8 protein-coding genes and 2 pseudogenes are annotated in these 10940 nt (G+C 70.6%); 7 read left to right on the top strand and 3 right to left on the bottom strand.

What is annotated here, in order from left to right:
- Positions 1 to 18: 18 nt before the first annotated feature.
- From B9D87_RS24420 to nei2, 3 genes are read left to right on the top strand one after another with little or no spacing between them, the layout of a single operon-like run.
- Positions 19 to 690: a TetR/AcrR family transcriptional regulator gene (locus tag B9D87_RS24420; RefSeq protein WP_007773252.1), complete on the top strand. Its 672-nt coding sequence runs from the start codon at positions 19 to 21 to the stop codon at positions 688 to 690.
- A gap of 37 nt (positions 691 to 727) precedes the next feature.
- Positions 728 to 5347: an ATP-dependent helicase gene (locus B9D87_RS24415; protein WP_007773254.1), complete on the top strand. Its 4620-nt coding sequence runs from the start codon at positions 728 to 730 to the stop codon at positions 5345 to 5347.
- Between the two features lies 1 nt (position 5348).
- The gene (gene nei2, locus B9D87_RS24410) at positions 5349 to 6107 is read left to right on the top strand and encodes an endonuclease VIII Nei2 (protein ID WP_007773256.1); all 759 of its coding nucleotides are present in this window, start codon (positions 5349 to 5351) and stop codon (positions 6105 to 6107) included.
- A 9-nt stretch (positions 6108 to 6116) separates the two neighbouring features.
- On the opposite strand, the gene B9D87_RS24405 is transcribed toward nei2, so the two are convergent.
- Entirely contained in the window at positions 6117 to 7034 is a 918-nt protein-coding gene (locus tag B9D87_RS24405) for an extracellular catalytic domain type 1 short-chain-length polyhydroxyalkanoate depolymerase (protein ID WP_007773264.1), read from the bottom strand.
- 191 nt (positions 7035 to 7225) lie between these two features.
- Here B9D87_RS24405 and B9D87_RS24400 point away from each other — a divergent pair, with 191 nt between their 5' ends.
- Both B9D87_RS24400 and B9D87_RS24395 read left to right on the top strand, forming a co-directional pair.
- Positions 7226 to 7588: a DUF732 domain-containing protein gene (locus B9D87_RS24400; RefSeq protein WP_007773266.1), complete on the top strand. Its 363-nt coding sequence runs from the start codon at positions 7226 to 7228 to the stop codon at positions 7586 to 7588.
- Positions 7589 to 7703: 115 nt separating this feature from the next.
- Positions 7704 to 7883: a hypothetical protein gene (locus B9D87_RS24395; RefSeq protein WP_238553466.1), complete on the top strand. Its 180-nt coding sequence runs from the start codon at positions 7704 to 7706 to the stop codon at positions 7881 to 7883.
- An 11-nt stretch (positions 7884 to 7894) separates the two neighbouring features.
- Here the strand turns inward: B9D87_RS24395 and B9D87_RS24390 are convergent, their stop codons facing one another.
- Positions 7895 to 8893 (bottom strand): magnesium transporter CorA family protein, encoded by a 999-nt coding sequence (locus tag B9D87_RS24390; RefSeq protein ID WP_007773269.1) that lies wholly within the window; start codon positions 8891 to 8893, stop codon positions 7895 to 7897.
- Between the two features lie 144 nt (positions 8894 to 9037).
- Between B9D87_RS24390 and B9D87_RS27670 the strand changes: the two are divergent.
- Positions 9038 to 9322 (top strand): annotated as a pseudogene (locus tag B9D87_RS27670) (DUF5994 family protein); the annotation flags it as partial.
- Positions 9323 to 9441: 119 nt separating this feature from the next.
- Complete coding sequence (locus B9D87_RS27665) at positions 9442 to 9696, top strand: three-helix bundle dimerization domain-containing protein (protein WP_254425577.1); 255 nt, start codon at positions 9442 to 9444, stop codon at positions 9694 to 9696.
- On the opposite strand, the pseudogene B9D87_RS24380 reads toward B9D87_RS27665, so the two are convergent.
- A pseudogene (locus B9D87_RS24380) lies at positions 9627 to 10795 on the bottom strand (PPE family protein). The gene B9D87_RS27665 and the pseudogene B9D87_RS24380 overlap by 70 nt on opposite strands.
- Between the last annotated feature and the right edge of the window lie 145 nt (positions 10796 to 10940).

Genomic DNA, 10940 nt, shown 5'->3' with positions numbered 1-10940 from the left:
ATGAGTACTATCTGACACATGCCGACAGCCCGCAGGCGCTTATCCCCCGAGGATCGACGCGCTGAGCTGCTCGCTTTAGGGGCAGAGGTCTTCGGGAAGCGACCCTACGACGAGGTCCGCATCGACGAGATCGCGGAACGCGCCGGGGTGTCGCGGGCCCTGATGTACCACTACTTCCCGGACAAGCGGGCATTCTTCGCGGCGGTGGTCAAGGACGAGGCCGACCGCCTGTACGAGAACACCAACATGGACGACGCCACCGGCCTGACCATGTACGAAGAGGTCCGGACCGGTGTGATGGCCTACATGGCCTACCACGAGCAGAACCCCGAGGCCGCGTGGGCCGCGTACGTCGGGCTGGGCCGTTCCGACCCGGTCCTGCTGGGCGTCGACGACGAAGCCAAGAACCGTCAGCTCGAGCACATCATGAGTCGCATCTCCGACCTGGTGGCCAAGACCCCCGCACGGAAGCTGGAGCCCGACGTCGAACGGGATCTCCGGGTGATCTGTCACGGCTGGCTGGCGTTCACCTTCGAGCTGTGCCGGCAGCGGATCATCGACCCCACCACCAACGCCGATCGCCTCGCCGATGCGTGCGCCCACTCGCTGTTCGACGCCATCGCCCGGGTCCCCGAGATCCCCGAGGAACTGTCCCACGCGATGTCGACCGCGCGTATCGAGCCGCGCTAGCCGCCGGGGTGTCGGTGCCCGTTGGCACCATGAATAGGTGAGCACTCGCGCTGATCCCGGGCCCTCCGGCCGCACCGACCCGTTGGGCCGGTTCAGCGCGATCACCCGCGAGTGGTTCACCAGCACCTTCGACGCCCCCACCACCGCCCAGGCCGAGGCCTGGAACGCGATCGCCGACGGCCACAACACCCTGGTGATCGCGCCGACCGGCTCGGGCAAGACGCTGGCGGCGTTCCTGTGGGCGCTGGACAGCCTGGCCGGGTCCGCGGAGCGACCCTCCGGCACCCGCGTGCTCTACGTCTCCCCGCTCAAGGCGCTGGCCGTCGACGTCGAACGCAACCTGCGCACTCCCCTGGCCGGCCTCACCCGCATCGCCGAGCGCCGGGGCCTGCCGGCCCCGGACATCAGCGTCGGGGTCCGCTCCGGCGACACCCCGCCCGCCGCCCGTCGCCAGCTGATCAGCCGCCCGCCCGACGTGCTGATCACCACGCCCGAGTCGCTGTTCCTGATGCTCACCTCGGCCGCGCGCGAGACGCTGGCCGGCGTGCAGACGGTGATCGTGGACGAGATCCACGCCATCGCCGCCGGGAAGCGCGGCGCGCACCTGGCCCTGTCGCTGGAGCGGCTCGATGCTCTGCGCGAGGACAAGCCCGCCCAGCGCATCGGGCTGTCGGCGACGGTGCGCCCGCCGGAGGAACTCGCCCGGTTCCTGTCCGGTCAGGCGCCGACGACGATCGTGGCCCCGCCGTCGGCCAAGACGGTCGAGCTCACCGTGGCTGTGCCGGTGCCCGACATGGCCAACCTGGCGAACAACACCATCTGGCCCGACGTCGAGAACCGCCTGGTGGACCTCATCGAATCGCACAGTTCGACCATCGTCTTCGCCAACTCGCGCCGGCTGGCGGAGCGACTTACCGCCCGCCTCAACGAGATTCACGCCGAACGCAGCGGCGTCGAACTGTCCGCGGACGCCAATCCGAAGGTGGCCGGCGGCGCCCCGGCGCACATCATGGGCAGCGGCCAGACCTACGGCGCCGCCCCGATACTGGCCCGCGCCCACCACGGGTCGGTCAGCAAGGAGCAGCGCGCCCTGGTCGAAGAGGACCTCAAACGCGGACTGCTCAAGGCGGTGGTGGCCACCTCGAGCCTGGAGCTGGGCATCGACATGGGCGCCGTCGACCTGGTGATCCAGGTGGAGGCGCCGCCGTCGGTGGCCAGCGGCCTGCAGCGCATCGGCCGGGCCGGCCATCAGGTGGGCGAGGTCTCGCAGGGGGTGCTGTTCCCCAAGCACCGCACCGACCTGATCGGCTGCGCGGTCAGCGTGCAGCGCATGCTGACCGGCCAGATCGAAACCATGCGGGTGCCCGCCAATCCGCTCGACATCCTGGCGCAGCAGACGGTGGCGGCCGCCGCACTGGAACCGCTGGACGCCGACCGGTGGTTCGACACCGTCCGGCGGGCCGCCCCGTTCGCGACGCTGCCGCGCAGCGTGTACGAGGCCACTCTGGACCTGTTGAGTGGCAAGTACCCGTCCACCGAATTCGCCGAGCTGCGACCGCGACTGGTGTACGACCGCGACACCGGCACGCTGACCGCGCGGCCCGGCGCGCAGCGGCTGGCGGTGACCTCCGGTGGCGCCATCCCCGATCGCGGGCTGTTCACCGTGTACCTCGCTTCCGAAGCCGAAAAGCCTTCGCGGGTAGGCGAACTCGAAGAGGAAATGGTCTACGAGTCGCGCCCCGGCGACGTCATCTCGCTGGGTGCCACCAGCTGGCGGATCACCGAGATCACCCACGACCGGGTGCTCGTCATCCCCGCGCCCGGCCAGCCGGCCCGGTTGCCGTTCTGGCGCGGCGACGGCCTGGGCCGCCCCGCCGAGCTGGGCGCCGCGCTCGGCGCGTTCACCGGTGAGCTGGCCGGCCTGAGCCGGGAGGCATTCGAAAAACGTTGCGCCGGGCTGGGTTTCGATGCCTACGCCACCGACAACCTGCTGCGCCTGCTCGAGGAGCAGCGCGGCGCCGCCGGGGTGGTCCCCACCGACACCACCCTGCTGGTCGAGCGGTTCCGCGACGAACTGGGCGACTGGCGGGTGATCCTGCACTCCCCGTACGGGCTTGCGGTGAACGGACCGCTGGCGCTGGCGGTGGCCCGCCGGCTGCGCGAGCGCTACGGCATCGACGAGAAGCCCACCGCCTCCGACGACGGCGTGGTGGTGCGGCTGCCGGACACGCTGTCGGATACCGGCGACAGTCCGCCGGGCGCCGACCTTTTCGTGTTCGACGCCGAGGAGATCGACCCGATCGTCACCGCCGAGGTGGGCGGCTCGGCGCTGTTCGCGTCGCGGTTCCGCGAGTGCGCGGCCCGCGCCCTGCTGCTGCCGCGCCGGCACCCCGGCCGCCGCTCGCCGCTGTGGCAGCAGCGCCAGCGCGCCGCCCAGCTGCTGGAGGTGGCCCGCAAATACCCCGACTTCCCGGTGGTGCTGGAGACCATCCGCGAATGCCTGCAGGACGTCTACGACGTCCCGGCCCTGACGCAGCTGATGACCGGCATCGCGCAGCGGCGGGTGCGGGTGCTCGAGGTCGAGACCCAGCGTCCGTCGCCGTTCGCGGCGTCGCTGCTGTTCGGCTACGTCGGCGCGTTCATGTACGAAGGCGACAGCCCGCTGGCCGAGCGCCGGGCCGCCGCGCTGTCGCTGGACAGCACCCTGCTGGCCGAGCTGCTGGGGCGGGTGGAGCTGCGCGACCTGCTCGATCCCGAGATCATCGCCGCCACCGGCCGCCAGCTTCAGCATCTCGCGCCGGACCGGGCCGCCCGCGACGCGGAGGGCGTCGCGGACCTGCTGCGGCTGCTGGGCCCGCTGACCGAGGAGGAGGTGGCCGCCCGCACCGACGTCGCCGACGGCAAAAACGTTGCCGGCTGGCTGGAAGGGCTGCGCGCGGCCCGGCGCGCGCTCACGGTGTCGTTCGCCGGCCGCAGCTGGTGGGTGGCCATCGAGGACATCGGCCGGCTGCGCGACGGCATCGGCATCGCGGTGCCGCTGGGCGTTCCGGCCGCCTTCACCGAGGAGGTGGCCGACCCGCTGGGCGAACTGCTGGGCCGCTACGCGCGCACCCACACCCCGTTCACCACGGGCGAGGCCGCCGCCCGGTTCGGGCTGGGGCTGCGGGTGACCGCCGACATTCTGGGCCGGCTGGCCGGCGACGGCCGGCTGGTGCGCGGCGACTTCGTCGCCGCGGCCGAGGCGCCCGGGGCGCCGGTGGCCGGGGGTGAGCAGTGGTGTGACGCCGAGGTGCTGCGGATCCTGCGACGCCGGTCGCTGGCGGCGCTGCGGGCCCAAGTCGAGCCGGTGAGCACGGCGGCCTACGGCCGGTTCCTGCCGGCCTGGCACCGGGTGGGGGCGGCCGAATCGTCGCGCTCGCCAAGCTATTCCGGGCTGGACGGCCTGATGACGGTGATCGACCAGCTGGCCGGGGTGAAGATGCCGGCTTCGGCGATCGAGCCGCTGGTGCTGGCCCCGCGGATCCGCGACTACTCCCCCGCGCTGCTCGACGAGCTGCTCGCCACCGGCGAGGTCACCTGGTCGGGCGCCGGGTCGATCTCCAGCGGCGACGGCTGGATCGCGTTGCACCCCAGCGAATCCGCGCCGTTGACCCTGCCCGGGCCCGCCGACATCGACCTGGGCGACGCCCACCGCGCCGTGCTGGACATCCTGGCTCCCGGGGGCGCCTACTTCTTCCGCCAGCTCACGCAGGGCGGGTTGCCCGAGTCCGAGCTCAAAGCCGCGCTGTGGAAACTGATCTGGGCCGGCTGGATCACCGGCGACACGTTCGCCCCGGTGCGCGCCCTGATCGCCGGCTCCGGCGCCCGCAGGCGCTCCGCGCCCGCGCACCGGTCGCATCGCCCGCCGCGGCTGAGCCGATACAGCGTCGCGCACCCGCAGTCGCGGCCCGCCGACCCGACCGTGGCCGGCCGGTGGTCGATCCTGCCGGCCCCCGAACCGGACTCCACGCTGCGCGCCCACTACCAGGCCGAGCTTCTGCTGGGCCGGCACGGCGTGCTGACCCGCGGCGCGGTGACCGCCGAGGGCGTGCCCGGCGGGTTCGCCACCCTGTACAAGGTGCTGAGCACCTTCGAGGACGCCGGCCGGTGCCAGCGCGGTTACTTCATCGAGTCGCTGGGCGGCGCACAGTTCGCGGTGGCGTCGACGGTCGACCGGCTGCGCGCCTACTCCGACGGGGTCGACCCGGAACGGCCCGAGTACCGGGCGATCGCCCTGGCCGCCGCGGATCCGGCCAACCCGTACGGCGCCGCGCTGCCCTGGCCCGCCCCCCGTGGCGAGGGCTCGGGCTCCGGGGGGCCGGGGGCACGCCCGGGCCGCAAGGCCGGCGCGCTGGTGGTGCTGGTGGACGGCGAGCTGGCCTGGTTCCTCGAGCGGGGTGGGCGGTCGCTGCTCACCTTCACCGACGACCCCGCCGCGAATCACGCCGCGGCGACGGCGCTGGCGGATCTGGTCGCGTCCCGGCGGGTCGCGTCGATCCTGGTCGAACGCATCGACGGGGTGCCGGCCCTGCAGCCCCGCGCGGACGGGCCCGGCGTGGCCGGCGCGCTCTCCGACGCCGGCTTCGCCCGCACCCCGCGCGGAATGCGGCTGCGCTGAGATGCCCGAGGGCGACACCGTCTGGCACACCGCCGCCGTGCTGCGCGAGCACCTGGTCGGCGCCACCCTGACCCGCTGCGACATCAGGGTGCCGCGGTTCGCCACGGTCGATCTCACCGGCCAGGTCGTCGACGAGGTGCTCAGCCGCGGCAAGCACCTGTTCGTCCGGGTGGGGGCCGCCAGCATCCACTCGCATTTGAAGATGGACGGCAGCTGGCGGGTCGGCAACAACCGCCCGGTACGGGTCGACCACCGCGCGCGCATCATCCTGGAAACCGACAGCGTCCGGGCCGTCGGCGTCGATCTCGGCGTGCTGGAGGTCCTGGAGCGCGAGCGTGACGGTGACGCCGTCGCGCATCTGGGCCCCGATCTGCTGGGCGAGGATTGGGATCCCGCGCTGGCCGCCGCCAACCTGGCGGCCGACCCGGACCGGCCGATCGCCGAGGCGCTGCTGGACCAGCGGGTGCTGGCCGGGGTCGGCAACGTCTACAGCAACGAATTGTGTTTCCTGTCCGGGCATCTGCCCACCGCCCCGGTGCGCGACATCGCCGACCCCCACCGACTGGTCTCGCGCGCGCGGGACATGTTGTGGCTCAATCGCTTCCGCTGGAACCGATGCACCACCGGCGACACCCGGAACGGCCGGCAGCTGTGGGTCTACGGTCGATCGGGGCAGGCCTGCCGCCGCTGCGGCACCCGGATCAACTTCGACGACTCCGGGGAGCGGGTCACGTACTGGTGCCCGTCCTGCCAGCGCTGAGGCGCCGCGCTAGTCGCGGGTGTGGGCGAGGAAGAACTGGGCGATGGCCTCAGACCCGTCGAGCGCGCGGGTGGTGGGGCCGATGACGGCCGCGGGCAGATATTGCTTGCCACCCGGCCAGGTGTGCCCGCCGCTGTCGATCTTGTAGAACACCACGTCGGTGTTCGCCGCGCAGCCCGTCGACTCGTAGCGGTGCACGACGGTGCCGTCGCGGACGTCGGGCAGCGCCTCCATGGCCGGCTCGCCCTGGCAACCGTCGGCCGAGCGCCACTTGGCGACCATGTTGTCCGCCGAGACCGAGTGGCTGACACCGCCGCGCCCGCGCACCACCCCACCCTTGAAAGGCACCAGCGGGTCGGCGGTCCCGTGGGCTTCCCACACCGACACCGGCTGCGACGGATTGCAGGCCACCCCCACGCCCAGCGTGCCGGCCACCGGGGCGACGGCGGCGAAGACGTCGGCGCGGTCGCACGCCAGCCGGTTGGTCATGAAGCCGCCGTTGGACATCCCGGTGACGAACACGTGCCCGGGCGCGATGCCGTAGTCGTTCTGCAGCTTGTTCACCAGCCCGACCAGAAAGGCCACGTCGTCGATGTGGCGGCGGTCGGCGGGCGAGGCGCCGCGCCCGTCCGCCCAGCTCTTGTCGTAGCCGTCGGGGTAGGCCACCAAAAGGTTGTGCGCGTCAGCAACGGTGTCGAAGGCCGTCAGGCCGCGCTGCGAGATCCCGGTGCCGCCGCCCCCGTGCAAACTGAGCACCAGGCCGACGGGGTCGCCCGCCGGCACGTGCAACATGTAGGTTCGGTCCATGCCGCCGGATCGAAAGGCGCCGGAAATGTCTCGAGCGCTGGCCGCCGAAACGTGCCGCACACCGCAACCGACCACGCTTATCGTGACCACAGCGAGCCACAGCCACCGCGCGTATGCCATGTCGTCAGATCACCGACGGCGCGTCGACGAGGGCTCGCCGGTAACGCGCGTCCGACGGCGGAGCAAACCCTTGTGTGGCACACACCGCATTATCGGCGATCCGGCGCCGGGTGCCGCCCCGACATGCAAACATTCGAACTAGCCCCGCCTTCAGCAAGCAACGGCACTTCTGTTCCACGGGAGTATCAGAAATGACGACCACCCAGATGCGCAAGCCCATCCGGCGGCGCTCGCTGCTGGCGATCGGCGTGGCGCCGGTGGCCGGGCTTCTCGCGCTGGCCGCGGCCGCCACCGCGCACGCCACCAACCCCGATGACGCGTTCCTGGCCGCGCTGAAGGCCAAAGGGATCAACTACGAGTCGGCCGACGCCGCGGTCAACTCCGGGCACACGGTGTGTCACGAACTCGATATGGGCCAGACGCCGGAGCAGGTCGCCAACAGCGTGTTGTCCAGCAGCACGCTGGACAGCTATCACGCCGGCTACTTCGTCGGGGTCAGCATCAAGGCGTACTGCCCGAAATACGCGGACGCGGCGGCATCGTCCGGATCCTGAAATTTACCGGCGATTGACAGGCTCGTTATGCAATCGCGGATAAAATTTCAGGTATCCGATACGAAGATGTGCAAGGCGGAAAATGATTCCGAAACTTTTGGTCGGTGTTGCGGGTATGGCGATCGCGCTCGGCGTTTCCGGCGCGGCGACGGCATCCGCCAGCACCGACCCCAACCCCTACAGTCATCTCAGCTGCGCCTGTAAGGACTCGGATCCCGCGGGCAGCCCCGCCCTGCGCGACAAGATCAATCAGGGTATCCACCAAGGCATTTCGGCAGCACCCGCCGCGGGGTAACCCGGCGCCCGCTACAGCCAGTCGCGACGCCTGAACATCACGTAGAGCACCACCATCAAAACGAGTATCACGCCGGTGCTGGCCGCGAACCCGGCGTGGGTACCGAAGCCCGGGTAGGGCACGTTCTGCCCGTAGAAGCCCGTGATCGCCGTCGGCACGGCGATGATGGCCGCCCATCCCGTCAGCTTCTTCATGACCATGTTCAACCGCGCGTCCTGCAGCGACAGGTTGGTCTCGAAAATCGTTGTGATCATGTCGCGCAACGATTCCGTCCATTCGGACACCCGCAGCACGTGGTCGTACAGGTCGGCGTACAGCGGGTCCAGCCGGCGATCGGAGCCATCCGAAACACGATGATGCGCAATCGCATTGACGACCTCGCGCATGGGCAGGGCGACCCGGCGCAGGTTCACCAGGTCGCGGCGCAGCCGGAAGGTGCGGCGCTGAAACTCTCCCTTGCGGGGCCTGCCGTCGAACAGCTCGTCCTCGATGGCTTCGATGCAGTCATCGAGGGCCTCCACGGCGGTGAAATGGCTGTCCACCACCACGTCGAGCAGGCCGTGCACCAGGGCGCCGACGCCGTAGCTCTGGCCGCCGATCTCCTGCCACCGCCGGGTCACCTGCGCCATGTCGAAGTCGGGCGTCAGGCGCACGGTGATCAGCCCCTGCGGCAGCACGAATCCCGAAATGCGTTGCATCGACAGCATCCGCTCGCCCGGCCCGGCGGCATCGGTGGCGACGGCCACGGCGTAGACGGTGAAGAAGGTGTGGCTCTCATAGGCGGTGGCCTTGACCCGCTCGGCGGCGGCCACGGCGTCCTCGACCGCCCAGCGGTTCAGGCCGAGTTCGTCGGCCAGGCCGCACATCGTGTCGTGGTCCGGTTCGCAGAGGTCGACCCACACCAGGGTGTCGGGTTCGGTGAGGTAGTCGGAGATCTTGTCAAACTCGAACTCTTCGTGCGCCGTGCCGCCGCGCCACACCCGGCCCTGGATACTCGAAGCGATCTGCATCACGACATCTTCTCAATCGTTGTTCACGATCGGTAAACCCACCAGCCACTCGCTCGCGCCGTGGCCGCCGACTATCCGTGATGGTCTTGAACGTGCGGGGGGCCGTCGGGCCGACCCGGGAGATTCGGCGAGCAGGTGGGTGACATGGAGCAATCAAACCGGTTGCAGCTCAAGACATATCGGACCGTGTCCGAGCACGTCGACGGCGCCTGGTGGCCGCGGTCGACGGACCTTGCCGCGGAGTTGCCGGGCCTGGTGGCGTCGTTGTCCGACCGGCTGGAGCAGATCGTCATGGTGGGCTACCGCCGCAATGCCTGGCACGAGACACCGCCGCTGGTCGAAATCGACGGGCACCCAATCGAATTGCTGGGCTTCATCAATGACGAGGAGGCCAGCGTCATCGTGATGGGCGAGAACGGCCGCCACATCACCCTTCATGTCATCAGGCCGGACACCGACCCCGACGCCGCCCGCCGGGCGCTCGACGCGGTGCGGACACCCGCCCACGCCGCGCTGCCCCGGCCGTCCGGGTCACCGTCGGGCGATCGGTGGCCGACGTCGCCGACAAGCTGGCCCGTCACGAGGGCCTCGACGACGAACGGCGTACCGCCCAGATCAGGCGCTGGTGCGAGGAGACGGCGCAACGATTCATCGACGCACCGGTGCAGACCTTCGTCCCCATCCTCGTCGAGCACATCGTGCGCAACCGCATGATGGAGTCGCCCAACCAGCGCTATCCCGCCGACGGCGGCCTGTGCATCACGGTGCCGGGCAACTCGGCGCCGTATTCAATATCGTCGTAGTCGCGTCCACCCTTACGCCGGCGACCGTTCGCCGAGCCGCTCCCCGGGCGCATCGGGACCATCGGGAGCATGGGGGTCTGGCCGGCCCCGCCGGCAGCGCGGAGGCCGCCGACACCAGTTGCACCGGCGCCGACGAGCCCAGCATTCCCACCGCCGCGGGCGGCATGGTCAGGTTGCCGAGCGAAACACCGATGCCCAGCGCCGCGCGGGGCGCCCAGGATCCGGCGGCGTTGACCGCGCTGATCAGCTGCGTCTCCGCCGACGACAGCGCGGCGGCGCCATCCGCCAAACCGGGGCCCACGTCGGCGCCCAGCGACTGAAACGCGTTTGCGGTCCCGACTTGCGCCAACACGCCGAGAAGGTTGATCGGGAACCCGGCCGCCGCTATACCCTGCCACCCCCAGGTGCTCCAGTATTTGAACCAGCCCGAGTCGGGGTCGAAGAAGGCGAGGGAGGCGGCTTGGAGGTTGCCGGCGGCGCCGGTGCTCTGGGTGGTGCCGGTGACGGCGGCCTGCACGCCGGAATTGGTCGTGGTCGTGGCCGGCATCATTGCGGCCTGGGTGCTGACGCCCGAGGGGTTGGCCACCTGCGGCGGCGACGAGAACTGCGGCGGCCTGACCGAGGCGGCCGCCGTCGCGGCGTAGCGGTACATCGCCGCCGAGTCGGTCACCCACATGGCGTGGTACTCGGTTTCGGTTTCGGCGATGGCCGGGAAGTTGATCCCGAAGAAGTTGGTGGCCACCAGCATCGCCAGGCGCGCGCGGTTAGCGGCCACCAGTGAGGGATGCACCACGGTCCAGTGCGTCGATTCGAACGCCGTGGCCATGACTTCCACCGACGTCGCGACCTGCTGGCACTGCTGCGCGGTGACGCGCAGCCAGTCCAGGTAGGGCTCGAAGGCTTGGGCCATCGCCATCGAGGAGGGCCCATGCCACGTGGTGGCCAGCTCCGACAACTCCGCGGTGTAGCTGTTGGCGGACAGCTCGAGCTCGGCACTCAGCGTCTGCCACATGCCGGCGGCTTCGATCCATGACCAGGCGCCGGGTCCAGCGTGGATCAGCGCCGAGATGACCTCCGGCGGCAGTATCCCGAAATCCATGAACCTTTACCTTGGGGAAGAACGTGGCAGGGGCGAACGCAGCGCGTCGGCCCGTCCGGCGATTCGCGAGTTGGTGGTGGCGAGTGTCCCGCTGATGGTCGCCGTGGAACGCGGGGTTCGGCGTCCGCAGTCGTGGGGCACCATC

This window comes from Mycobacterium colombiense CECT 3035 (assembly GCF_002105755.1).
GTDB classification, from domain to species: domain Bacteria; phylum Actinomycetota; class Actinomycetes; order Mycobacteriales; family Mycobacteriaceae; genus Mycobacterium; species Mycobacterium colombiense.
This window is presented reverse-complemented; position numbering and strand designations above follow the sequence as displayed.

Excerpts from the sequence above, each read along its gene's own strand:
- B9D87_RS24420 (WP_007773252.1), top strand. The coding sequence starts at position 19 with ATGCCGACAGCCCGCAGGCGCTTATCCCCCGAGGATCGACGCGCTGAG.
- nei2 (WP_007773256.1), top strand. The coding sequence starts at position 5,349 with ATGCCCGAGGGCGACACCGTCTGGCACACCGCCGCCGTGCTGCGCGAG.
- B9D87_RS24405 (WP_007773264.1), bottom strand. The coding sequence starts at position 7,034 with ATGGCATACGCGCGGTGGCTGTGGCTCGCTGTGGTCACGATAAGCGTG.
- B9D87_RS24400 (WP_007773266.1), top strand. The coding sequence starts at position 7,226 with ATGACGACCACCCAGATGCGCAAGCCCATCCGGCGGCGCTCGCTGCTG.
- B9D87_RS24395 (WP_238553466.1), top strand. The coding sequence starts at position 7,704 with ATGGCGATCGCGCTCGGCGTTTCCGGCGCGGCGACGGCATCCGCCAGC.
- B9D87_RS24390 (WP_007773269.1), bottom strand. The coding sequence starts at position 8,893 with ATGCAGATCGCTTCGAGTATCCAGGGCCGGGTGTGGCGCGGCGGCACG.